The sequence below is a fragment of the Rhizobium grahamii CCGE 502 genome, assembly GCF_000298315.2.
GTDB lineage: Bacteria > Pseudomonadota > Alphaproteobacteria > Rhizobiales > Rhizobiaceae > Rhizobium > Rhizobium grahamii.
This window is the reverse complement of the sequence record NZ_AEYE02000031.1, coordinates 324536-347644: the sequence shown is the minus strand read 5'-3', so window position 1 is coordinate 347644 and position 23109 is coordinate 324536. Positions and strand designations below refer to the sequence as shown.

Annotated in this window: 20 protein-coding genes; 3 read left to right on the top strand and 17 right to left on the bottom strand. The window is 60.1% G+C overall.

What is annotated here, in order from left to right; all coding sequences use genetic code 11:
• Positions 1-2: 2 nt before the first annotated feature.
• Positions 3-1151 carry a TDT family transporter gene (locus RGCCGE502_RS26210; RefSeq protein WP_016557232.1) on the bottom strand — a complete coding sequence of 383 codons (1149 nt, stop codon included), beginning with the start codon at positions 1149-1151 and terminating at the stop codon, positions 3-5.
• A gap of 110 nt (positions 1152-1261) precedes the next feature.
• Here RGCCGE502_RS26210 and RGCCGE502_RS26205 point away from each other — a divergent pair, with 110 nt between their 5' ends.
• Positions 1262-2161: a LysR family transcriptional regulator gene (locus RGCCGE502_RS26205; RefSeq protein WP_016557231.1), complete on the top strand. Its 900-nt coding sequence runs from the start codon at positions 1262-1264 to the stop codon at positions 2159-2161.
• 87 nt (positions 2162-2248) lie between these two features.
• Here RGCCGE502_RS26205 and RGCCGE502_RS26200 read toward each other — a convergent pair whose 3' ends face one another.
• From RGCCGE502_RS26200 to RGCCGE502_RS26175, 7 genes are all read right to left on the bottom strand, one after another.
• Positions 2249-2956 (bottom strand): NapC/NirT family cytochrome c, encoded by a 708-nt coding sequence (locus RGCCGE502_RS26200; RefSeq protein WP_016557230.1) that lies wholly within the window; start codon positions 2954-2956, stop codon positions 2249-2251.
• Positions 2957-2959: 3 nt separating this feature from the next.
• Positions 2960-3460, bottom strand: a complete 501-nt coding sequence (locus RGCCGE502_RS26195; protein ID WP_040675634.1) for a nitrate reductase cytochrome c-type subunit — start codon at positions 3458-3460, stop codon at positions 2960-2962.
• The gene (gene napA / locus RGCCGE502_RS26190; protein ID WP_016557228.1) at positions 3430-5940 is read right to left on the bottom strand and encodes a periplasmic nitrate reductase subunit alpha; all 2511 of its coding nucleotides are present in this window, start codon (positions 5938-5940) and stop codon (positions 3430-3432) included. Before napA ends, RGCCGE502_RS26195 begins: the two co-directional genes overlap by 31 nt.
• A complete protein-coding gene (locus RGCCGE502_RS26185) occupies positions 5909-6190 on the bottom strand; it encodes a chaperone NapD (protein ID WP_016557227.1) in 282 nt (93 codons plus the stop codon). The genes napA and RGCCGE502_RS26185 overlap by 32 nt, the downstream gene beginning before the upstream one ends.
• A complete protein-coding gene (locus tag RGCCGE502_RS35745; protein WP_081647309.1) occupies positions 6183-6674 on the bottom strand; it encodes a ferredoxin-type protein NapF in 492 nt (163 codons plus the stop codon). The genes RGCCGE502_RS26185 and RGCCGE502_RS35745 overlap by 8 nt, the downstream gene beginning before the upstream one ends.
• Before the next feature lie 8 nt (positions 6675-6682).
• A complete protein-coding gene (gene napE / locus RGCCGE502_RS26180) occupies positions 6683-6874 on the bottom strand; it encodes a periplasmic nitrate reductase, NapE protein (protein WP_019280719.1) in 192 nt (63 codons plus the stop codon).
• A 377-nt stretch (positions 6875-7251) separates the two neighbouring features.
• Complete coding sequence (locus tag RGCCGE502_RS26175) at positions 7252-7674, bottom strand: MerR family transcriptional regulator (RefSeq protein WP_016557224.1); 423 nt, start codon at positions 7672-7674, stop codon at positions 7252-7254.
• Positions 7675-7745: 71 nt separating this feature from the next.
• On the opposite strand from RGCCGE502_RS26175, the gene RGCCGE502_RS26170 reads away from it, so the two are divergent.
• Positions 7746-9983, top strand: coding sequence for a heavy metal translocating P-type ATPase (locus tag RGCCGE502_RS26170; RefSeq protein WP_016557223.1), 2238 nt, complete (start codon positions 7746-7748; stop codon positions 9981-9983).
• 43 nt (positions 9984-10026) lie between these two features.
• On the opposite strand, the gene RGCCGE502_RS26165 is transcribed toward RGCCGE502_RS26170, so the two are convergent.
• On the bottom strand, positions 10027-11088 hold the full coding sequence (locus tag RGCCGE502_RS26165) for a transporter substrate-binding domain-containing protein (RefSeq protein ID WP_244441796.1): 1062 nt from the start codon (positions 11086-11088) through the stop codon (positions 10027-10029).
• 519 nt (positions 11089-11607) lie between these two features.
• Here RGCCGE502_RS26165 and RGCCGE502_RS34730 point away from each other — a divergent pair.
• Positions 11608-11835, top strand: coding sequence for a hypothetical protein (locus tag RGCCGE502_RS34730; RefSeq protein ID WP_016557221.1), 228 nt, complete (start codon positions 11608-11610; stop codon positions 11833-11835).
• Positions 11836-12149: 314 nt separating this feature from the next.
• Here RGCCGE502_RS34730 and serA read toward each other — a convergent pair whose 3' ends face one another.
• The 8 genes from serA to ybgF all read right to left on the bottom strand — a co-directional run bounded on the left by serA (position 12150) and on the right by ybgF (position 23049).
• Entirely contained in the window at positions 12150-13745 is a 1596-nt protein-coding gene (gene serA / locus RGCCGE502_RS26155; protein WP_016557220.1) for a phosphoglycerate dehydrogenase, read from the bottom strand.
• A gap of 86 nt (positions 13746-13831) precedes the next feature.
• The gene (locus RGCCGE502_RS26150; protein WP_016557219.1) at positions 13832-15013 is read right to left on the bottom strand and encodes a phosphoserine transaminase; all 1182 of its coding nucleotides are present in this window, start codon (positions 15011-15013) and stop codon (positions 13832-13834) included.
• A gap of 141 nt (positions 15014-15154) precedes the next feature.
• Entirely contained in the window at positions 15155-15955 is an 801-nt protein-coding gene (locus RGCCGE502_RS26145) for an outer membrane protein (protein ID WP_016557218.1), read from the bottom strand.
• A gap of 178 nt (positions 15956-16133) precedes the next feature.
• A complete protein-coding gene (locus tag RGCCGE502_RS26140; protein WP_016557217.1) occupies positions 16134-16904 on the bottom strand; it encodes an outer membrane protein in 771 nt (256 codons plus the stop codon).
• A gap of 190 nt (positions 16905-17094) precedes the next feature.
• Positions 17095-18447 carry a phosphoglucosamine mutase gene (gene glmM / locus RGCCGE502_RS26135; RefSeq protein ID WP_016557216.1) on the bottom strand — a complete coding sequence of 451 codons (1353 nt, stop codon included), beginning with the start codon at positions 18445-18447 and terminating at the stop codon, positions 17095-17097.
• Between the two features lie 238 nt (positions 18448-18685).
• Positions 18686-20617: an ATP-dependent zinc metalloprotease FtsH gene (ftsH, locus tag RGCCGE502_RS26130; RefSeq protein ID WP_016557215.1), complete on the bottom strand. Its 1932-nt coding sequence runs from the start codon at positions 20615-20617 to the stop codon at positions 18686-18688.
• A 98-nt stretch (positions 20618-20715) separates the two neighbouring features.
• Positions 20716-22035: a tRNA lysidine(34) synthetase TilS gene (gene tilS / locus RGCCGE502_RS26125; RefSeq protein ID WP_016557214.1), complete on the bottom strand. Its 1320-nt coding sequence runs from the start codon at positions 22033-22035 to the stop codon at positions 20716-20718.
• A 12-nt stretch (positions 22036-22047) separates the two neighbouring features.
• Positions 22048-23049: a tol-pal system protein YbgF gene (ybgF, locus tag RGCCGE502_RS26120; protein WP_016557213.1), complete on the bottom strand. Its 1002-nt coding sequence runs from the start codon at positions 23047-23049 to the stop codon at positions 22048-22050.
• Between the last annotated feature and the right edge of the window lie 60 nt (positions 23050-23109).

Sequence of the window (23109 nt, the reverse complement as noted above, 5' to 3'; positions counted from 1 at the left end):
CCTTACCGGGTGAGGCCCGACGAAGCCCCGTCAGCCAAACTAGGATCTACAAAAAGTGTGCCGTCCACGGCCCCGAAGCAGGTTCTGACTGCAACGACAATCCAGATCGCCGCGAGCACGATCACAAGAACGGCACCGAACATCGCGAGCGCCGGAAAATGGAGCGCCGCCGCAAGACGCATCGTTGCAACCGCGTAGACACCGATCGGAAAGGTGTATCCCCACCAGCCGAGGTTGAATGGCAGGCCATTCGCCACGTAGCGGGCAGTTATGGCCAGCGCCATGCCCAACCACCACAGGCCATAAGCCCAAAGTAAGATCGCGCCGAGGAATGCGGCACCCGACATTGCGCCGGCAAACAGACCGAGACCATTGGCGGCGAGCACCGCGTTCCCGTTCAGCGCAAAAAGGCTCAGTCCGAGCGCGCCGGTCCCTATCGGGCCGAGCGACAGGAAAGCGGTCGACGCCATGCTGGCCGGAGGCAGTTTGTGAAGCACCATCCGCAGGAAGAGGATGCTGAGCAGCCCAAGTGCCAGCGGCACGGAAGCGGCCCAGAGCACGTAACTCGCAAACAGCACCGTCATCTGGTCACTCGCGCCGGGAATGTGAGGAAGCAGCAACCCGCCGCTCGCCGCGGTGACTTCGCAGGCAACCACCGGTAACAGCCACACCGCACTCATCTCTTCGAGCACATGCGTCTGCCGGGTGACCATCGCGAACGGAATCGCAAGACCGGAAAGCACCGCAAGTGCGGCATCGAACCACCAGAGGCCGATGGCAACAGGAACAGCCGCGTCGCCGAACCGCGCGATGCCGAAAATGACCGTCCCGTTGACGATCGTGGCAAGCCCCATCGGAATGCATCCAAAGAACATCGAAGCGACCGGGTGAGCAAAAATACGCATAGCCTCGCGCCGGTGTCGTATCAATTTGGCGGCATAGAGCAGCGCCAGACCGACAAACAGCACGATGTTCGACAGCCACAGGACTTCTCCGACGGCGGTGAGTGCTGGCGCATTTGGAAACTGTGCGAGGCAGATTGCAAGGATGCCCGTACCCATCGTCGCCGCAAACCAGTTCGGGGTAAAATGCAGGACGCAGCGTGACGCAGATGGACTGGACGCAATACCGGAAACAATGAATGCGGCCATGGGCATATCCTCTTGAGGTTGCCCCACTGATACGCCGGCAAATTAATCGATTCCAACGAATTGTAATTATCGTTATGTTCGATAATATCGAATGATAATGCGGACAACCCATGACCCTTGAGCAACTTCGAATTTTCGTTGAGGTCGCCGTACGCCAACATATCACCCAGGCGGCTTCTCATCTCAACATGACGCAATCGGCCGTTAGCGCGGCAATCACTGCGCTCGAAAGCCGGCACCGCGTTGCGCTGTTTGACCGCGTCGGTCGCTCTATCGTGCTGAACCAGGCTGGGCGAATGTTTCTGAAGGAAGCGCAAGCCGTTCTTGCGAGCGCACGCGCTGCCGAAGCCGCCTTGATGGACCTTTCCGGTTTGATGCATGGCGAACTATCGATCATGGCAAGCCAGACCGTCGCCGGCTACTGGCTCGCTCCGCGCCTTGCGGAATATCGCAAATGCTACCCCGGGATCGCGCTGGACATCAGGATCGGCAATACGGAGGAAGTGACTGATGCCGTGGCCGACGGGCGAGCAGAGATCGGCCTGATCGAATGGCCGCAGGAACGTCGGGGCCTGTCGATGAGGGAAGTTGCTACCGACGAGATGATCGCGATCGTAGCGCCCGAACACGCCTGGGCTGACGGAAAACCACGAACCGTCAGGGATTTCCCCCAGACAGCCTGGATCCTGCGCGAGCCAGGGTCCGGAACGCGCCGCGCATTCGAAAGCCTTCTCCAAACGGCAGGGCTGACGGTCGACACGCTTGATATTCCGATGTCGCTGCCGGGCAACGAAACGGTGATCGGCACTGTCGAGGCTGGACTGGGCGCGACGCTGATATCACGAAGCATCGCCACCCCGTTTCTCCGCGCCGGAACTCTCAAGGAGGCGAACATTCCAGCCCTGCCTCGGCCATTCTTTCTGCTGCGCCATCAGGAACGCTATCGCAGCAAGGCAGCGGACGCGTTTGACGCGATGATCTCAGCGGGCAATTCCGGCGAGCAGGCGTAGAGCGCCTCGCTGAAACCTTGAAATAGTTTTGAGCGGCAAACCGGCGGAGCCTCGTAGTGCTCCGCCGCGCGGGCGCGAGGCCACCGCTTACTCTCGCAGATAGGCGGCTTCGCCGTGCGCCTCAGCAATGGCGCGCTGGAGATCATCGATCGGCGTTGCGTTGACCATCTTGTTGCCTTCGAGCTCCTTCGGCATTTTCCAACCCGGATCAACGCCCTCCATGTTCGGCAATTCGTGCGCAATTCCTTTATGGCAATCAATGCAAGTGGCCTTGCCGGAAAGCAGATATTTGGAGTGAATGTCGGCGGCACGCTGCGTTTGCTTCTGGAAATCCATCGCTACGGACGAATGACAGTTTCGGCACTCCAAACTGTCATTTGCCTTCATGCGAGCCCATTCGTGTTGAGCAAGCTCGAGACGCTTTTCGAGAAACTTGGGTCGCGTATTGATCGTGCCGAAGATTTTACCCCAGACCTCCTTCGAGGCCTGCATCTTCCGAGCAATTTTGTCCGTCCATTGGTGTGGGACATGGCAATCCGGACAGGTGGCGCGCACGCCCGACCGGTTCGAAAAATGGATGGTTCGGCTGAGTTCCTGATAGACGTTGTCGTGCATCTCATGACAAGACGTGCAGAATTTTTCAGTGTTGGTAAGCTCAAGCGCCGTGTTGAACGCGCCCCAAAACATCACGCCGCCGATGAAGCCGCCGAGGGTGAGAACCCCCAAGCCGATGGTTGCGGCCGGGGTGGTCAGGATCGACCATGCCCACAAGAGTACCGTCTTGATCCAGGCCATTGGTCACTCGCTCCCCGCCGGTTTGAAGCCGAGTTCGCTCATGTCCTTGAACTGATTGACGACGAGGTTGCGGGTATCCGCTTGCGGAACATGGCATGCCGTGCAGAAGTACCGTCGAGGAGACACGTCGGCGAGCATCTGGCCATCACGCGTCATGTAATGCGTGACACTGATCATCGGCGCACCCGAATCCTGAGTGAATTCCCGTTTATGGCAGGAAAGACACCTGTTGGCGTTGACCGACAATTCGTAACCCTCGATCGAGTGTGGAATGATCGGGGGCTGATCGGGATAGGCACGCATTCGCCGCTGGTCGTCCGTCACCCATTTCGGCAGGGGCTTCGCTTCGCCGGTGGCCATCGACTGCGCTGGCCCCTCAAGCTGGGGCACGTTCTGCTGTATCATCTGACCGATCGCAGCCGTCGACGCGAAAACGAGAAGACCAGCCACGACTGTCATCCACTGCGGCCGCCTCAAATGGCGGAAACGACTTTGACCGCGCATTTTTTGAAATCCGTCTGTTTGGAGATGGGATCGGTTGCGTCGAGCGTCACCTTGTTGATCAACTGGCTGGCGTCAAACCACGGGACGAAGATGACACCGGGCGGCATTCGGTTCCGACCGCGAATGTCGATGCGTGATCGAATTTCACCACGTCGGGAGATGATCCGGACTTCCGCTCCCTGGTTGATGCCGCGTTTGCGGGCATCCTCCGCGTTCATGAAACAGCGTGCACCGGGAAAAGCTTTATAGAGTTCCGGGACGCGCATCGTCATTGAACCGGAATGCCAGTGTTCCAGCACACGGCCGGTCACCAGCCAGAAGTCGTACTCCTGGTCCGGGGATTCGGCTGGTGGTTCGTAGGGCACGGCAAGGATCACGGCCCTGCCATCCTTCTGACCATAGAACTTCAGACCCTCGCCCGGCTTGACGTAGGGATCATATCCTTCCCGGAATCGCCAGCGGGTCTCCTGGCCGTTCACCACGGGCCATCTTAGCCCCCGCACCTCATGATACATGTCATAGGGCGCAAGATCGTGCCCGTGCCCACGGCCGAACGTGGCGTATTCCTCGAACAATCCCTTCTGGATGTAGAAGCCGAAGGCATTGGACTCGTTGTTGTCGTATTCCTTGCTGATTTCGCTCAGCGGAAACTTGTCGACCTGGCCATTGCGGAACAGCACGTCGAACAACGTCTTTCCGCGATACTGCGGATTGGCTTGAAGAATGTCTTCAGGCCAGGTCTCATCCGTCGTGAAGCGCTTGGAAAACTCGGCGATCTGCCAAAGATCCGAGCGTGCCTCGCCCTTCGCCTGGACGAGTTGATGCCAGACATGCGTTCGGCGCTCAGCGTTTCCGTACGCTCCTTCTTTTTCCACCCACATGGCGGCGGGCAGAATGAGATCGGCGCTCATTGCGGTGATTGTCGGATAGGCATCGCTGACGACGACGAAGTTTTCGGGGTTGCGGTAGCCCTGCCAGGTTTCATTGCTGGTGTTTGGACCGGCCTGCACATTGTTGTTGATCTGAACCCAGTAGAAATTCAGCTTGCCATCCTTGAGCATCCGATCCTGCTGCACGGCATGGTAGCCGGGTTTTTCAGGAATAATCCCCTCGGGTATTTTCCAGATTTCCTCGGCATGCTTGCGATGTTCCGGATTGGTAACGGTCATGTCGGCAGGCAAGCGATGGGCGAACGTGCCAACTTCGCGCGCTGTGCCGCATGCCGAAGGCTGGCCAGTCAATGAGAACGGGCTGTTTCCGGGCTCCGAAATCTTGCCCGTCAGTAAATGGAGGTTGTAGACCATCTGGTTGGCCCAGACGCCGCGGACATGCTGGTTGAAGCCCATGGTCCACAGCGACATGACCTTGCGGGTCGGATCGGCATAGAGTTCGGCCAACTGTTCAAGAAAGCCCGCATCGACTCCAGACAATTCCGCAGTTTTTTTGAGCGTGTAGTCGGCAACGAACGCTTTGAAAGCCTCGAAGTCTATCGGGTCCGTCTTGCCGGGATCAGCCGAATTGGCTGCCTTCGTCTCCACGACATTGTCGGGTCTGAGACCGTAGCCGATGTCGGTGACGCCACGTGCAAACTTGGTGTGCTTGTCTACGAAGTCCTGATTGACCCGCCCGGTCTGAATGATGTGGTTGGCGATGTAGTTCAGGATCGCAAGATCGGTTCCGGGCTTGAAGACGATCGGAATGTCGGCGAGGTCCATGCTCCGATGCGTGAACGTCGACAGAACCGCAACGCGCACATGCGGCTGGCCCAGTCTGCGATCTGCCACCCGCGTCCACAGGATCGGATGCATTTCCGCCATGTTCGAGCCCCAGAGCACAAAGGCGTCCGCGTTCTCGAAATCGTCGTAGCATCCCATCGGTTCGTCCATGCCGAAGGTGCGCATGAACGCATAAGCAGCAGATGCCATGCAATGGCGCGCGTTGGGATCGAGATTGTTCGATCGCAAGCCGGCGCGCATCAGTTTCGTCGCGGCGTAGCCTTCGAAAATGGTCCATTGACCGGAGCCGAACATCCCGACCGCCGTTGGTCCCTTTTCCTTCAGCACCTTCTTGCACTGCTCGGCCATCACGTCGAAGGCCTCGTCCCAGCTCACCGGTGTGAACTCGCCGTCCTTGGCATAAGCGCCATCGCGCTTTCGCAGCAGCGGCGTCTGCAGTCGATCCTCGCCGTACATGATCTTCGATAGGAAGTAGCCTTTGATACAATTCAGGCCGCGATTGACTTCCGCCTGCATATCGCCGTGAGTGGCAACGACCTGTCCCTGCTTCACGCCGACCATCACACCGCAGCCCGTGCCGCAAAACCGGCACGGTGCTTTCGACCACTTGATCTGCAAGGCCTCCACGCCACCAGGAACGGGCTGGGCCGCCGCTGGAAGCGTTACCCCGGCGGCCGCAGCGGCTACCGCGGCCGCCTGGGCCTTTAGAACGTCACGCCGGGTCAGCAATTCGGTCGTCGACATGCTTCCACTCCGTAACTTGTTCAAAAACCATATTGGCGGCAATCACGCCGTCCAATAGCGAGATTCTGGAAAGCACCTCGCCCAACATCCCCGTGCTCGGGCCTTCGATCACGACGACGATCTTGCCGCGGTCGTGACCGTAGACCTCCAAGCCATCGATCTCTTCGAGGAGGGTCAAAACGGCGCCGGTGTATTCGGATCGTGTCGCGATTACCGCGCTTGATACGTGCCAGAGTAGATTTTCATCCATCGGTAAGCTCCCTCAGGGGTCGCATCGAGATGGCGTCCACCGGACAGACCTGCAGGCATGCACCGCACCCCGTGCACGTCGCCGCTTCGATAACTGGCTGAAACGGCCCGCCGATGCGTGGCTTGAAGCGGATCGCGTGTTCAGGACAGGTTTCGCCGCAGGACTGGCAGGCAATCCCCCTTGTCGCAAGGCAACTGCCTGAAACCTCTGCCACATGATCGAACCGAAAGCGCGTGGCGTCGAACACCGGCTGCGGGCAAACATCCAGACACGCCCGACAGAAGGTGCACTCACCGACCGACAGATCCACACTGGGGACACCGGCGACCAGTCGAATGATGGAGGTGGGACATCGCTCCACACACCGGTTGCACCCGGTGCAGTGATCGAGAGAGGAATAGGACACGCCCGGAGGTAGCATTATCGGAGAGGGAGCGACCTGACCCCTAAGAAAAGCGCGACGAGAAATCGAATTCGCGTCCATGGGCCACCTCAGTGCACGCTTGGAGGCGGCCCGGGAGGGCCAAAAATCATCTGGTAAAACCAGACGAGAAAGCCGTAGCTCGCCACGATTCCAACGGCAACGACGGGCCAGACACCGAACGCAAGGATGACAAATGCCAGCAACTCTCCTCGCCGGGAAAGCTTCCGTTCATTCTCTGGGATTTCACGCAAATAGGTCATCCGAGCACCTGTCGGCTTCGCTCAATCCTCGACAATGATCATAGCGCCCTGCGTCGGCCGTGAGGCGTAGCATCACGTAGTCTCTGTAGTACATTCAGATTTCGACGAGCCACAGGGCGGCAGTGCGGGTCAAATGTCGAAGATCGCAGCGCGAACGGGAAGTACGTTACGGTAAATTTTACTGCAAAACTCAGAGATGGCAGCCATTAGCCGGCGATATCGACCGTCTCTCGGCCGCTTCGCAACAGGCAACAACAGCACAGAAAAGCTAGTTCGTATCGGCACCATAGTCGCACAAACTGTGTGCGGAGCGCCTTCACATTGCGGCATCGAGCCCGCTGCTGGCTTTAGAGAACGCTTTGCTCCGCGATCCACCGTCAGTGATGGGAATGACTACACTGACCGTGATCGGCCAACACCTCGATGACGCGGCACTGGTCGACGCGCCCGTGCCCGCAGCCTTCAACCATCAGCTCAAGCTCAGCCTTCAACGCCATCAAGCTCCGAATCCTCTGCTCGACTTCGATCAGGCGAGTCTTGGCGATCGCATCTGCGGACGCGCAGGACTGGTGCGGATCGTCCTGCAGGGTGAGGAGAGCGCGGATCGCCTCCACCTCGAACCCAAGCTCGCGGGCGTGACGGATGAAGGCAAGCCTGCGCAGATCGGCCGGCTCGTAGGAGCGTTGATTGCCCTCGCTACGATTTGGCTCCGCAAGGAGGCCGATGCTCTCATAGTAGCGGATTGTCGGTACCTTGACGCCGCTTTTCCGGGAAGCTTCCCCGATCGTGATCTTTTTCATGATTTTCCTCTTGCACCTCTAGTCGCTAGAGGATGTAGGAAAGATGCTTCGAACTGACAAGGAAGCGGATCATGGGTGAAACGGTCGAAAAACGGTACAGGGTCGGCGGAATGGACTGCGCCAGCTGCGCGGCCAAGATTGACACGGCCGTCCGACGAATTCCGGGTGTCGAAGATGTTTCCGTCTCGGTGACCGCTGGAACAATGACCGTGCGCCATGACGGCAGCAGCGATCTCATCGCTATCGAGAAGAAGGTGGCGAGCCTTGGCTATACCGTCTCGCAGGTGGCTGGAAGGTTGCAGGTAGATACGCAGGCAGACCATTCCCACCATGACCATGACCACAGCGACCACGATCACGCCGGGCACAACCATGAAGCTCACGATCATGCGGCGGAGAAGGCGCCAGATCCACTAGAAGGGCTCCACGGCCACGACGCGCCGATGGCCGGCCCCTGGTGGCAAAGCAAGAAAGGTCGCCTGACCATATCCTCCGGTGTGGCGCTCGTTGTCGCCTACATCATCGGCCACCTCGTGCCGACCATTGCGCCCTATGCATTCATCGTGGCGATGCTCGTGGGGCTTGTGCCGATCGCCAAGCGTGCAGCTACCGCTGCCCTTTCAGGCACGCCCTTTTCGATCGAGATGTTGATGACCATCGCTGCGGTCGGCGCGGTGATTATTCATGCCGGAGAGGAAGCCGCAACCGTGGTTTTCCTGTTCCTGGTTGGCGAACTGCTGGAAGGCGTCGCCGCAGGCAAGGCACGGGCCAGCATTCAGTCTCTGACGACTTTGGTTCCGAAACGAGCCTTTCTCGAGGAAGGTGGCACGACCCGGGAAGTGCCGGCCGAGAGCCTCTCCGTCGGCGCGATCATTCTGGTTCGACCTGGTGACCGCATCGCGGCGGATGGCGCCATCCTGTCTGGCGAGAGTGCCATCGACGAAGCGCCCGTCACCGGCGAAAGCACACCAGTGCGCAAAGGTGAAGGCGACGCGGTGTTTGCCGGCACGGTCAACGGTGACGCGGCACTTCGCATCAAGGTGACGGCAGCGGCTGCCGACAATACAATCGCGCGTGTCGTCCGACTGGTGGAGGAGGCACAGGAGTCGAAGGCTCCGACCGAACGCTTTATCGATCGTTTCTCGCGCTACTACACGCCGGGTGTGGTCGTCGTTGCTGCTCTGGTTGCCATCCTGCCGCCGCTTCTTATGGGAGCCGCTTGGGACGAATGGATCTACAAGGGCCTCGCCATACTACTGATCGGCTGCCCCTGCGCCCTCGTGATTTCGACCCCCGCCGCGATTGCCGCCTCGCTTTCTTCGGGAGCGCGCCGTGGCCTGCTGCTGAAGGGCGGCGCAGTGCTCGAGACGCTCGGCAAAGTCACCGCCGTCGCCCTCGACAAGACAGGCACGCTAACCGAAGGCAAGCCGCAGGTGACTGACGTGATCGCTTTCGGTAGGGATGAAGCCGACGTCCTGAAGTATGCCGCCGCCCTGGAGACAGGCTCGAGCCATCCACTGGCGCTCGCGATCCTGGCGCGGGCAACAGCAGCGGGGATCACCCTCCCCGCGGTGACAGGCGCAAAGGCCTTGGGCGGGAAAGGCATTACCGGGACGGTCGAGGGGCAACCGCTATTCTTCGGCTCTCCGAAGGCTGCCGCCGAGCAAGTGCCACTCTCATCCGATCAGACCGCGCGTATCACGGCACTCAATGACGATGGGAAAACAGTTTCGGTGCTGATCGTCGGCGACACGCTGGCAGGAGCGATCGCCATGCGCGACGAGCCGCGCGACGACGCCAAGTCGGGTCTCGAGGCGCTGACTGTGGCGGGTATCAAGACTGTCATGCTCACGGGCGACAATCACCGCGCTGCTGAGGCCATCGGCAAAGAACTCGGCATCCAAGTCCGAGCCGAACTAATGCCGGAGGACAAACAGCGCATCGTGAACGAGTTGAAGCGCGGCGGCTCGATCGTTGCCAAGGTCGGCGACGGCATCAATGACGCCCCTGCCCTTGCAACCGCCGACGTCGGCATCGCCATGGGCGGCGGTACCGATGTTGCGCTGGAAACGGCCGATGCCGCCATCCTCCATGGTCGCGTCAGCGATGTCGCAGCAATGATCGCGCTCTCGAAGCGCACCATGCGCAACATCGTCGAAAACATCACGATCGCGCTTGGCCTGAAGGCTGTCTTCCTCGTGACGACCATCGCCGGCATCACCGGCCTGTGGCCCGCCATCCTGGCCGATACCGGCGCGACGGTGCTTGTCACCATCAATGCACTGAGGCTCTTGAAGCCGATGACATAGAGGGCGCGACGAACGGCAAACGGAGACGTCGGTTGGGCCCGATCTACTGTTTCTCGCCGAGATACTGAAACAGTGTCCGCTTCCAACGCTGATCGTGAACCGCCTGAAGGACGGCGACATCGATCGCCTTGCGATAGGGCCTTCCAAGGGGCATCGCGAGCCCGTAACTCTGAGGTTCGAAATCGACATCCAGCACTTGAACCGTGCTGGAGAAGCGCTGTTCAACGGTCCAGGCAAGCAGCGGCTTGTCGTACACGAAGGCGTCGATAGATCCGGTTTCCAGCGCCTTGAGTCCGTCGGCCACCTGGGGAAATGTCCGATGCTTGATGCGTTCGCCGTCCAGGAAGCCGATGGTGGCCGAGTTGGCAAGCGTCCCGACGCGCACACCCGGCAGATCCTCGACGCCGTTTACCAGCCCCCGCATCTGCCTCGTCGTCAGCGCCGAGGTGACACTGGCGGTAAAGACCGCGATCGTGATGATCGAGACCACCATCCAGATAATCGCGAGCGCCCTGCCGGCGATTGTGATCGGTCCGCGGTGACCAGTGCTTGCCTGCGTCATGGCCTCGGCCGACCACCAGATGCTTGCCCCCAAACCACGTCCAGCCGGCCCGCCGAAATCGTCGTTATGACGCCGCTCGAAGAGCCATACCAACGCGCCGACCAGCAGCGAGATGCCAATCAATGCGCCCGCCGCCTGCAGGAAGCCCGCCGAGATCATTGTCCGGATGATCTCGCGCCATACCGACACACTGTTGACCGACACGGCTATCCCCAGCCCGGTATCATAGAATGGCTGACTGAAATCGACGACACGCTCGCGATCGGCGGTGATGGTGATCGCCGCCACGGAAACATCGTAGTCGCCTCGCGACGTCGCTTCGACAAGCTTCTGGACGTTGGGTTCCTCGGCGAGACGAAACGTCAGGCCGAGCTTCTGGGCAACTTCCCGCCAGAGGTCGATCGAAATGCCTGTCCAATTGCCATCGGCATCCTTCATCGCAAAGGGTGGCGCCTCCTTGGTGCCGATCACCAGTTCCCGCTGAGGAAAGCCCTGTCTGTCAGACGGCTGCGGCATTTGGGCGTGAGTGCTTTCGCTGCCCATCACTGCCAGGAACATCACAGCTACGCATGCACAGCACCCCCGGTGGAATGCGGCATGCAGCCATGCCTGTGCGTTGCGCGCGAAGAGGGCCGCAAAGGGGATTGCCATCATGCTCGTTCGCACCCGGCCTCCAACATCGAAAGGTTCTCTGCAACCGCTGTCGAGCCGGTCGCGGCCTCACCCCCGAGATCCACATCCACGCGAAGAGGCGATCCGAAGGGAGACACGAGCAGGCGTAAATTGGAAGTACGTTACCGTAAAATTGCTTGGAATGGGACCTGCAGGCGCGGCTTGAGCCCAAGGTGATCCGGGCGTTTGGTATCGGCCGTTCATGCGGACTCACGCAAATTTGCGCGCATAGGAACATTTTTCTCGCCAAGGAGTTAACGTTTAGAGGAGGAGTAACATGACGAACGACTTCAACAGACCGAACCCGGTGAACACGTCAGCATCCAAGAGCAGGACGATCTGGATTGTGCTCGCAGCGATCGTCGTCGTCGTTGCCTTGGCGGCTACATATTGGCCAAGATCACAGAGTTCGTCGACAGCGACAGCCCCGGCGCCGACGGCGTCCGAGCCGGCTTCGCCACCTGCATCGACTGCACCGGCATCGCCGCCTGCAGCAAACCCGCCCGCGAGCGCTCCGGCGGCCCCTGCCGCTCCGGCCGCTCCGGCCCCCGCTGCTCCGGCTCCGGCGACGCCGCAGTAACGGCAAGCCCTCTTGATCTGGCGGCCGGTGCTTCGTAAGCGCAGAGGGCCGGCAGCGTCTCTCAGTTCGCGCCGGCCCTCAGGATACGATGCGTGCTTTGATCCAGAGCACTACTCGCCTCCCGGCCGTCCTTGGCAAGACCATTCGCCGTGTTTGCGCAGGATGACAGGCTCATAATGGATGAGAGCGCAAGGACGGTAATGACGACTGACTTTGTCATAGAAGCACCCGAATTGGTGAAAGGAACGATAGTCGCTCGCGACAGTGATCAGCGCGAGTGATCAACAGGCAAAACGAGAAAACCCGGCGCAGGTTCCCGCGCCGGGTTTTCTCATTGCCTTGGGAGCAAAACTCAGTCGACTGCGAAAACCAGCGGCTTTGCCTGGCGGATTGCGGGGTTTGCCATCAGCTTGGCAAGCACCTCGTCGCCAATCGGACCGTCGACGTAAAGCAGCGCGATCGCATCGCCGCCCTGCTTGTCACGGCCGAGTTGGAAGTTCGCGATGTTGACGCCAGCGGCGCCAAGCGTCGTGCCGATGAAGCCGATCATGCCGGGAACGTCGGTGTTCGTGAGGTAGACCATGTGCGAACCGACATCGGCATCGAGGTTGATACCCTTGATCTGGATAAAGCGCGGCTTGCCGTCGGAGAACACTGTGCCGGCGATCGAACGGGTCATCGAGTCGGTCTTGACGGTGAGCTTGATGTAGCCGTCGAAAACACCGGTCTTGTCGCGCTTGACCTCGGAGAGGACGATGCCCTTTTCCTTGATCATAACGGGAGCAGAGACCATGTTGACGTCGGCGACCTGCGGCCGGATCAGACCGGCAAGCAGCGCGCTCGTCAACGCCCGCGTATTCATGCCAGCGGTGGCACCGTCGAAGAGGATCTCGATTTCCTTGATCGGCTCTTCCGTGACCTGGCCGACGAAAGCGCCAAGAACGTCTGCAAGCCGGATGAACGGCTTGAGGATCGGTGCTTCCTCCGCCGTGATCGACGGCATGTTGATGGCGTTGGAAACGGCGCCTTTCACGAGGTAGTCCGACATCTGCTCGGCAACCTGGAGGGCCACGTTCTCCTGGGCTTCCGTCGTCGACGCCCCGAGATGCGGGGTGCAAACGACGTTCGGCAGGCCGAACAGCGGGCTTTCCTTGGCGGGCTCAACCTCGAAAACGTCGAAGCCGGCGCCGGCGACGTGACCGGACTTGATGGCTTCGGCAAGTGCTGCCTCGTCAACCAGGCCGCCACGGGCGCAGTTGATGATGCGAACGCCGGGCTTGGTCTTGGCGAGGTTTTCCTTGCCGAGGATACCACGAGTCTTGTCGGTCATCGGCACGTGCAGCGTGATGAAGTCGGCCTTGGCGAGCAGCTCGTCCAGCTCGACCTTGGTAACGCCCATTTCCTGGGCGCGCTCAGCCGAGAGGAAGGGGTCATAGGCGAGAACATGCATGCCGAGGCCGATGGCCTTCTTGCAGACGATGCCGCCGATATTGCCGGCGCCGATGACGCCGAGCGTCTTGCCGGTGATTTCGACGCCCATGAACTTCGACTTTTCCCACTTGCCGGCCTGCGTGGAGGCGTCGGCCTGCGGCAGCTGGCGGGCAACGGCGAACATCAGCGCGATGGCGTGTTCCGCCGTCGTGATCGAGTTGCCGAAGGGCGTGTTCATGACGATGATCCCGCGCTTCGAAGCAGCCGGGATATCGACGTTGTCGACGCCAATGCCGGCGCGGCCGATGACCTTGAGGTTAGTCGCAGACGCGATCAGCTTTTCCGTCGCCTTGGTGGCGGAGCGGATGGCGAGACCATCATAGTTGCCGATGATTTCGGCGAGCTTGTCCTTGTCCTTGCCGAGCTGCGGCTGGAAATCGACTTCGACGCCGCGATCACGGAAGATCTGGACGGCGGTTTCCGACAGTTCGTCGGATACGAGAACGCGAGGTGCCATTGGGGGCTTCCTTCAAAAGGTTCAACGATGGAATGTAATCGGGATTGCGAGGCTCCGCTTTTTCAGCGGAGCCGGATGCGATCAACTCAGGCTGCGGCCTGGGAAAGCGTTGCCTTCTGGGTCGCGAACGCCCAGGAGAGCCACGGCATCAGCTTCTGCATGTCAGAAGTTTCGATCGTGGCGCCGGCCCAGATGCGAAGGCCCGACGGCGCGTCGCGGTAGTGGCCGATGTCATAAGCGACACCTTCTTTGTCGAGCAGGCTGACGATACCCTTGGCGAAGTTCGCCTGGCCGTCGGCGTCGAGCGCCAGAACGTCCTTGTCGGTGATCTTTAGGCAGACCGAGGTGTTGGAAGCCGTCTCGGCCTTGACTGCCAGGTTGGCGATCCAGTCATTGGCGGCGACGAAGTCGGCGATGACCTTGGCGTTGGCGTCAGCGCGAGCCATCAGGCCCTTCAGACCGCCGACGTTCTTCGACCACAGCAGCGCATCGATATAGTCCTCGACGCAGAGCATCGACGGCGTGTTGATGGTTTCGCCGGTGAAGATACCCTCGATCAGCTTGCCGCCCGAGGTCATGCGGAAGATCTTCGGCAGCGGCCAGGCCGGTGCGTAGGTCGTCAGACGCTCGACGGCGCGTGGGCTGAGGATGATGACGCCATGAGCGCCCTCGCCGCCGAGAACCTTCTGCCAGGAGAAAGTGACGACATCGAGCTTGGCGAAATCGAGGTTCTGCGCGAAGGCGGCAGACGTCGCGTCACAGATCGTCAGGCCCTTGCGGTCAGCGGGAATGAAATCGCCATTCGGAACGCGAACGCCCGAGGTGGTGCCGTTCCAGGTGAAGACGACGTCGCGGTCGAAATCGATGGTCGAGAGATCGGGGAGTTCGCCGTAACCGGCTTCGATCTTGCGAACGTCCTTCAGCTTCAGCTGCTTGACGACGTCGGTGACCCAACCGGCGCCAAAGCTTTCCCAGGCGACCATGTCGACGCCGCGCTCGCCGAGCAGCGACCAGAGCGCCATTTCTACGGCGCCGGTATCGGAAGCGGGCACGATGCCGATGCGGTAATCCGCAGGCACTTCGAGAACTTCGCGTGTGAGATCAATGGCTTGCTTGAGCTTCGTCTTTCCGATTTTCGCACGATGCGAACGGCCGAGCGGCGCGTCGGAAAGGGCTTCGAGCGACCAACCGGGGCGCTTCGAGCAAGGGCCAGAAGAAAAATGGGTGTTGTTCGGACGGACGTCCGGCTTCGCGGTGGCAGTGGCCATATGTATACCCTTCCAGGTAATTAGCCTCTCGTTGGGGAGAGGTGTCCCGCCGCCGTGGATATAGATCGGGCCTGACATAGTCAACGGAGAAGTGTCGCAGCTGGAGGATTTTTTGGTCTACACGCGTCATTGCGTCACGGACTACCAGCCGGCCATCCGCAAGCCGATACGGATCTCATGCCGAGTCAATCCGTCGTCGCGGCCGCTTGTCCCGGAGGGGCCGGCAAACATGCTGCCGCCGGCAATATCGGAGAAGCGATAGCCGAAATCGACCTTGATGTTGTTGGTGATTTCATAACTGAGGCCGGCCATCAGTGCATAGGTGAAGCGCCAGTTGTTTTTGCCGTTGAAATCTTGGGGGAGAAACGTGACCCCAGAGCAGGCCGAACCACCATCGACGCACTCGGGTTGCGAACGTACGCTACCCCATCTGACGTTGGTTATCCCAATGCCGGCGCCGACATACGGCGTGAAGCCGGCAACCGTCGCAAGGTCCGCATAGCCGTTGGTCATGACGCCATAGGCCCGAAGATCGGCGCGCACACCGGAGGCGCAGCCGGTCCCAGCAGGCGCGGAAGCGGCACAAGGCAGATTAGTGTTGGCCGTGCCGGTAAAATCGCTTTTAAAGAAATCCCCGGTCAGGTCGGCGCGCCAGATGTCGGTGAATTGATAGCCAATCCCCGCACCGCCAGAAACAGGCTTCGAGAAGCGTGCCGAATCGAACTCGTGGGTCGCCCCATCATCGAAGCGGTAGTCCGGCGTTTCGTTGCCGGTCCATGGAGCATAACCAAGATCACCGCGGAGATACCAGCCGGTCGTGGATGAGTCGCCCGGAATGCTTATCTCCGGTGCCTCATCAATCGGGGGCTCCTCCGCCATCGCCCGCCCACCAAGCAGAACAAGGCTTGCCGCAGTGGCGAGGATCGTGATGGACGATTTCATTGCAATTCCCGACCGGGCAAAGCGGTGCCCGCATGACTGACCATGCGGTATTATTCCAGCGAGATGCTAACGCGCGGTTAACTATATTTGTTAACTGCGATTGAGGTTAAAACCACGAAAAAGGCCGCCGTGACGGCGACCTTGAAGTCGAAAGCTCGTGCAGCGATGAATGAATTGGCTATTGCAGGGAGTAGCGCAGGCCGAGCTTGAAGTCGTGCGAGGTAATGTTGTTGAAGTGCATCGGGCCGGTGTTAACAGTGTCGTCATAGGAGCGGAGCCGGCCGCTTTTTGCGTCACCAAGGTCAACGTAGCTGTAGCCAAAATCGACGGTCAGGCGGTCGGTCACTTGATAGCCGATACCAGCATGCAGCGCCCAGGCAAAGTTCCAGGTGGAGTCGCTGTCGCCGTATGCAACTCCCAAGGTAGGGACGTTAACATCGCGGAAACGAGAGATCGTATTGCGTGAGGCACCGATACCGGCGCCCACATATGGCGTGATGCCCTCCCAAGTGCCGATATCGACATAGGCGTTGGCCATCAACAGCCATTCCGACTTGGCACCGTCGTAGTCATTCGTGGCATCCCAGACAGCCGTGCCCGTTGCATCAGTGTGCCCATAACGATCAAGCGCAGAGAAATCAGTCTTGCCCCGATACTGGACGATCGCATCGCCACGCAGCCACTGGTTGAATTGATAGCCAACACCAAGCGCACCGAGCGGCCCGCTGTCAAAGCTGCCGTCATCGACAAATTCGCGAATATCCACGTCGTCAAACAGCTCGTGCTGCATTCCGCCAAGACGCTGATTGGTCATGCCTATATCGCCGCGCAAGTACCATCCGCCAAAAGCGGGAACCGGTGGCGGCGCCGGGTCGACGTAAAGATCGGCAGCGAGAGCCGGGACACCTCCCATCAGCGCCGCAGCCGCGGCAATCAAAAATCGCTTCATAGTATTCTCCAGGAACAATCAATACCCAGCACGCGCCACGAGACCGCGTCTGACCTTTATTCAGCCTGGATTCTTGCAAACTAGAGTTAATGTCCGATTAAATTTACAAGATATTTATCATGATGTTACGGGAACGGAGGCGCGCCAGTTGGACGCTGGCGGCACCCGACCAAAAGCGTGCATGTCGACTTCACGCCGCAGAGCGCACGTTCGAAATCGTGCCGATCAACTCGTTGACGATCCGCTCGATCTGCGAGCGATCATCACCCTCGGCCATGACGCGGATCAGAGGCTCCGTTCCGGACGGGCGGATAACCAGGCGGCCATTCTTTGCGAGCTCGGCCTCCGCATCGGCGATCGCCTTCTGCACCTGAATATCCTCGAGCGGCTTGCCGCCGGAGATACGGACGTTGCGGAGGAGCTGCGGCACGGGGTCAAAGCGACGGCACACTTCGCTGACGGTCCTGCCGGTCCGCTTGACCGCAGCAAGGATCTGCAGCGCAGCCACCAAGCCGTCGCCGGTCGTGCCATAGTCCGACAACACGATGTGTCCGGACTGTTCGCCGCCGACATTGTAGTTGTGCTGGCGCATATGCTCGACAACGTAGCGGTCACCGACCATCGTACGCACGAGACCGAGTCCCTTGTCGTCGAGGAAGCGCTCGAGGCCGAGATTGGACATCACAGTCGCGACAATGCCGCCGCCGCGAAGCTGTTGGCTCTCGGCGTAACTTTCGGCAATCACAGCCATCAGCTGGTCGCCATCCACAACCGCACCGTTCTCGTCGACGATGATCACGCGGTCGGCGTCGCCATCAAGCGCAATGCCGATATCGGCGCGCACTTCATCGACCTTCTTCTGCAGTGCGACCGGGCTGGTGGAACCGCAATTGAGATTGATGTTGGTGCCGTTCGGCTCGTTGCCAATGGTCACGACATCGGCACCGAGTTCCCAGAGAACAGCTGGAGCGACCTTGTAGGCAGCGCCGTTGGCGCAATCGATCGCAATCCTTAATCCCTGCAACGTCACGTCGCGCGGCAGCGTGCGCTTGGCGTGCTCGATGTAACGGTCGTGAACGCCGTCAACGCGCTTGGCGCGGCCGATGTCATCCGACTTTGCAAGCTGCGTGGACAGATCCTTCTCAAGCAGGTCCTCGATCTGCGATTCCAGATCGTCGGACAGCTTGTAGCCATCCGGCCCGAAGAGCTTGATGCCATTGTCCTCGTAGGGATTATGCGAGGCCGAAATCATGACACCGATATCGGCACGCAAGGACCGTGTCAGCATGGCCACAGCCGGCGTCGGTATCGGACCAAGAACGAACGCATCGATGCCGGCAGCGGTGAAGCCCGCAACCATGGCGTTTTCCAACATGTAGCCAGAAAGGCGAGTGTCCTTGCCTATGACGACGCGATGACGGTGGTTGCCTCTTCGGAAGATCGTTCCAACTGCGATACCAACTCGCATCGCAAGATCCGGTGTCATTGGGAACACGTTGGACTGACCGCGAATGCCATCCGTACCGAAATAGCGTCTTTTCATATGCACCCCTGTGCCTTGGCGCGCCTTCAGGCTGCGCATTACCACTTGCAAAAAATGAGCCGCCACAGGCGGAATTATCGCTACAAGAGCCCCAAATGAGGCCTCGCTATGTCACCGGCATGACATAAATCGCGGTGTCCATCACGTAAATTAGCAAGAAAACCCATTACATCGCGTTACCGACGCGAAAGGCCGGCGTCCTAACGGACCCGGCCTTTCGGTCATTCTGCAAGAGAAATCAATGCGGCTGCGGCTCCAGGCCAGCCTCCGGCTCGTCACCCTTTGTCGCTGGGCGCGTGCCGGTCTTCGGCACGGCCGAACCGCGGCTGGGCGGCGCGTCATCGCCGAGATCACGCGACGGCTTCTCGCCGCGAATCAACGCCTTGATCTCTTCGCCCGTCAGCGTCTCGTATTCGAGCAACCCCTCGGCGATCGCCACGAATTCCTCGTGGTGGTCGGTGAGAATGCGGCGCGCTTCCGAATAGGCGTCGTCGATCAGGCGACGGACTTCGGTGTCGATCGTCTGAGCGGTGGCCTCGGAAACATTCTTCGACTGCGAAACCGAGTGGCCAAGGAACACTTCCTGCTGGTTTTCACCGTAGGAGACCTGGCCGAGCGCATCCGAAAAGCCCCACTGCGTCACCATTGCACGCGCAAGCTTGGTGGCCTGCTCGATATCGGACGATGCGCCGGAGGTGATGTTTTCCTTGCCGAAGGTCAGCTCTTCTGCAACGCGACCACCCATCATGATGACCAGGCGCGACACCATCCACTTGTAGCTCATGGAGTAGCGGTCGCCTTCAGGTAGCTGCATCACCATGCCGAGCGCACGGCCGCGCGGAATGATGGTTGCCTTGTGCAGGGGATCCGCAACGGGAACCTTCAACGCGGTGATGGCATGACCGGCTTCGTGATAGGCCGTCAGCTTCTTCTCCGCCTCGGTCATCGCCGAAGAGCGGCGCTCGGCGCCCATCATGATCTTGTCCTTGGCGTCTTCGAACTCCTGCATGGTGACGACGCGCTTATTGCGGCGCGCGGCCATCAGGGCAGCTTCGTTGACGAGGTTCATCAGGTCAGCACCGGAGAAGCCGGGCGTACCGCGAGCCAAAACCTTGAGATCGACATTCGGTGCCAGCGGCACATTGCGGGCGTGAACCTTCAGGATGCGCTCGCGACCGACGATATCGGGGTTCGGAACGACGACCTGGCGGTCGAAACGGCCCGGACGCAGCAGTGCCGGGTCGAGAACGTCGGGACGGTTGGTCGCAGCGATCAGGATGATGCCTTCATTCGCTTCAAAGCCGTCCATCTCGACCAGCAACTGGTTCAGCGTCTGCTCGCGTTCATCGTTACCGCCGCCGAGACCGGCGCCACGATGGCGGCCGACGGCGTCGATTTCGTCGATGAAGATGATGCAGGGCGCATTCTTCTTGGCCTGCTCGAACATGTCGCGGACGCGGCTCGCGCCGACGCCAACGAACATTTCAACGAAGTCGGAACCCGAGATCGTGAAGAACGGAACGTTCGCTTCGCCGGCGACAGAGCGGGCGAGCAGCGTCTTACCGGTGCCGGGAGGGCCGACCAGCAACACGCCGCGCGGGATCTTGCCGCCGAGACGCTGGAACTTCTGCGGATCGCGCAGGAATTCAACGATTTCCTCAAGGTCCTGCTTGGCTTCGTCAACGCCCGCGACGTCATCGAAGGTCACCCGGCCGTGCGCCTCAGTCAGAAGCTTGGCCTTAGACTTGCCAAAGCCCATCGCGCCGCGCGAACCACCCTGCATCTGTCGCATGAAGAACAGCCAGACGCCCAGGATCAGCAGCATCGGCAGCAACGTGCCGATATAGCTCAGAAAGCCCGACGAGCCGTCGGTTTCCGGGCGCGCCGAAACGAGGACATTCTTCTGCTGCAGGCGATCGAGCAGGTTGTCATCAACGACGGGGGTATAGGTCTGGAATGTGGTGCCATTTTCAACATAGCTGCCGGAGACACGGTTGCCCGTGACGACGACTTCCTTGACGCGGCCCGCATCCACTTCACGCAAGAATTGCGAATAAGGGATTTCGCGGGAGCTGGTCTGCGCCGGCGACGTCTGGAACATGCTGAACAGAGCAATCAGCAGCAGAGCTATGATTGCCCACAAGGCGAAATTACGTAAGTTAGGGTTCATCGAACTCCCCAGCACTGGAACAGCCGCCTCATGGCGACCGTCTTATTTGGCCTCTAACATAGGATTGCCTCAGGTGAATGCCAAGGCAAACTGGACTGTTAGATAGATTTTCCGTCAATAAGACCTAAAGGCGGTTTTGGATAGGGGCGTGTACCAAAGGCAGCCGCAAGGCTATCTGCGAAGATGAAATCAAATCGTGTCAAAAAACGGTCGAAGGGCGAAAAATAGGGGCTGATCCGTACTTTCTCGCTAACACTGGCAAGTGGATCTTCTCCTGCGAAATCAACGATGCGTGGTGTCGCCGCGAAGGCTCGTCGAACAACACCCCTGGGCAGTCGACCGCTGACGGGCCCGGGTTGACCTGCAAGAATAGTGATGTCGGCCGGAGATCCGTTTTCAACGAGGAACCGGCTGTCCCAGAGACCGCGCGCACCCGGCGACAACGTCAACGGCAAAATGCCGCGGCTTTCGCGGACGAGAAAGAGCCCGTCGCGCCGAAGGTCGAAGACCACCCTGCCCGCGGTCATCCGGCCCGGCCTTCCACGTTCAACAAGCCCGAGCACATCGTCCGTTTGCTTTCGCCCGAGCGGGAATGCCTGCCCGCCAAACACTGCCGCAAGGCGTGGAACGGCATAACAAAGCGTCTCTCGATCGGCGAGCCCGGCCGGCATCACCTGACCTATCCAAGGAGAATGCAGGGCAAAATACTGATGCAACCACCGGCCCGCCGAAGTGGCGAGCGCCGCGCGCATATCCGCCCCGTCCGCATCAGACGCGACCTCAGCTTCCCCCGCCAGGCGCAAGCGCACCCGAACGCGCTCATATTTCGGATCGTCGTTGCTCGGGTCATCGATCCAGGAAACCTGTCGCGCACGGAGAAAGTCGCGAATAGCTTCCCGTCTGCAGCCGAGCAGTGGCCGGGCTATCCAGAGGTTTCGATCGAAAAGAACGAGGTCGGCAATACCCGTGCTCGCTTGCTCAGAGCGCTCCTTGCGCATGGCAAGCGTCTCGCGCTGATCGTCTGCCGTATGCGCGGTCACGACAATGTCGGCCTTCAGGCTTTCGGCGACATCCGCAAGCAGCTGGTAGCGAGCGTCGCGTGCTGCCGCCATGATGCCTGATTTGGCCTTCTCACCCTGCCACACCTTGACTAAGTGCGGGATACCAAGCGAGCTGCAGAAGGCTGCAACCTCGCGCGCCTCCTCGGCCGATTCTGCCCGCAAGCTATGGTCGACAGTTGCCGCACAAAGAGAGATTCTTGAATTGGATGTGGCCTTGAGGGCTTCAACAAGCGCCAGAAGCAGGCCGGTTGAATCGCTTCCACCCGAAATAGCGACAAGAATGCGCGAGGGCTTGGTCAGCGAGTCAAGAAAACGGCGTGCTGCCGTCTCAGGTAGAAGCGGGCCGTCCGGGCACAAAACCGGAAGACCTTAGCAAGCGAGGCGTTTTTGCTCGCTGGCGACCTTGGTTATGACGGCCCGCGAAGCCTTGGGGTAACGCTTCGGGACTTCCCGCAGCGTGGCGCATGCGGTTTCCGTGTTGTCGAGCGCTGCGAGCGACATGCCGAGCTTCAGCAGCATTTCCGGCGCCTTTTCAGAGCTGCCGTACTTCTTGTGCGCATCGAGGAACCGCTTGGCGGCTTCGTTGTACTTGCCCTGCGAGTAGAGCGCCTCGCCAAGCCAGAAATTCGCGTCGGCTGCCCGTGCGCTGCTCGGATATTGAGCGATATACTGGGTGAACTCCTGCTCCGCCGTCGAGTAGTCACCGGACAGAACGTGGCCATAGGCAGCCTTGTACTGATCGGCTTCGCTGCCGAGCGACGCAGTCTGCGACGAACGACCGGAATCGACACCCGGAACCGGGCCTGATCCAACCGCGGCATTCTCATTGACCGAGCCGCCGACCGGATTGCCGTTCTTGTCGAACTCCATCGAGCCGAGCTGCTTCGGCGGCTGACCGAGACCCTCGTTTGCCGGAACATCGGTCGAGGGAGCCGTTTCGGCTCCCTGTGGTGCTTGGATCACGCGGGCGACATCATCGCCGCCGCCCTGACCTTGAGCCGGAGGAGGCACATCGGCCTCGCTTTTCTTCATCGTCTTGGTGCTACCGCCGGCACTGCTGCCGCCGCCCTTTTCCAGTTCCTGGAACCGGAATTCGTTGTCTTCCTGGGCCTTGCGGATCGTTTCCTGCATCTGCAGGAGCTGGAAGCTCATCTCTTCGATGCGGCCGTTCAGCTGACGCAACTGCTCTTCAAGCTGCTGGACGCGAACTTCAGCTCCGCCGGCCTGCACGTTTACGACCGGTGCCTGAGGCTGCCGATCCGCGGCTTTGCCGCCGATCTGCCAACCCAAAATCGACGTCGCATTCGCCGATTGGCCCGCCCCGGCCACGGCCGCGAGGCACAGCATGCCCGCAACGACAAGTTTTTTCATATGGTTCGTCCTGTCCCAGTGATTCTTCGCACCCTTTGGCACGAACAGGAGATTTTTCCA

What these genes read in the sequence shown, in the direction of transcription:
- RGCCGE502_RS26210 (WP_016557232.1), bottom strand. Translation starts at nt 1,151, where the DNA reads ATGGCCGCATTCATTGTTTCCGGTATTGCGTCCAGTCCATCTGCGTCA.
- RGCCGE502_RS26205 (WP_016557231.1), top strand. Translation starts at nt 1,262, where the DNA reads ATGACCCTTGAGCAACTTCGAATTTTCGTTGAGGTCGCCGTACGCCAA.
- RGCCGE502_RS26200 (WP_016557230.1), bottom strand. Translation starts at nt 2,956, where the DNA reads ATGGCCTGGATCAAGACGGTACTCTTGTGGGCATGGTCGATCCTGACC.
- RGCCGE502_RS26195 (WP_040675634.1), bottom strand. Translation starts at nt 3,460, where the DNA reads ATGCGCGGTCAAAGTCGTTTCCGCCATTTGAGGCGGCCGCAGTGGATG.
- napA (WP_016557228.1), bottom strand. Translation starts at nt 5,940, where the DNA reads ATGTCGACGACCGAATTGCTGACCCGGCGTGACGTTCTAAAGGCCCAG.
- RGCCGE502_RS26185 (WP_016557227.1), bottom strand. Translation starts at nt 6,190, where the DNA reads ATGGATGAAAATCTACTCTGGCACGTATCAAGCGCGGTAATCGCGACA.
- RGCCGE502_RS35745 (WP_081647309.1), bottom strand. Translation starts at nt 6,674, where the DNA reads ATGGACGCGAATTCGATTTCTCGTCGCGCTTTTCTTAGGGGTCAGGTC.
- napE (WP_019280719.1), bottom strand. Translation starts at nt 6,874, where the DNA reads ATGACCTATTTGCGTGAAATCCCAGAGAATGAACGGAAGCTTTCCCGG.
- RGCCGE502_RS26175 (WP_016557224.1), bottom strand. Translation starts at nt 7,674, where the DNA reads ATGAAAAAGATCACGATCGGGGAAGCTTCCCGGAAAAGCGGCGTCAAG.
- RGCCGE502_RS26170 (WP_016557223.1), top strand. Translation starts at nt 7,746, where the DNA reads ATGGGTGAAACGGTCGAAAAACGGTACAGGGTCGGCGGAATGGACTGC.
- RGCCGE502_RS26165 (WP_244441796.1), bottom strand. Translation starts at nt 11,088, where the DNA reads ATGGGCAGCGAAAGCACTCACGCCCAAATGCCGCAGCCGTCTGACAGA.
- serA (WP_016557220.1), bottom strand. Translation starts at nt 13,745, where the DNA reads ATGGCACCTCGCGTTCTCGTATCCGACGAACTGTCGGAAACCGCCGTC.
- RGCCGE502_RS26150 (WP_016557219.1), bottom strand. Translation starts at nt 15,013, where the DNA reads ATGGCCACTGCCACCGCGAAGCCGGACGTCCGTCCGAACAACACCCAT.
- RGCCGE502_RS26145 (WP_016557218.1), bottom strand. Translation starts at nt 15,955, where the DNA reads ATGAAATCGTCCATCACGATCCTCGCCACTGCGGCAAGCCTTGTTCTG.
- RGCCGE502_RS26140 (WP_016557217.1), bottom strand. Translation starts at nt 16,904, where the DNA reads ATGAAGCGATTTTTGATTGCCGCGGCTGCGGCGCTGATGGGAGGTGTC.
- glmM (WP_016557216.1), bottom strand. Translation starts at nt 18,447, where the DNA reads ATGAAAAGACGCTATTTCGGTACGGATGGCATTCGCGGTCAGTCCAAC.
- ftsH (WP_016557215.1), bottom strand. Translation starts at nt 20,617, where the DNA reads ATGAACCCTAACTTACGTAATTTCGCCTTGTGGGCAATCATAGCTCTG.
- ybgF (WP_016557213.1), bottom strand. Translation starts at nt 23,049, where the DNA reads ATGAAAAAACTTGTCGTTGCGGGCATGCTGTGCCTCGCGGCCGTGGCC.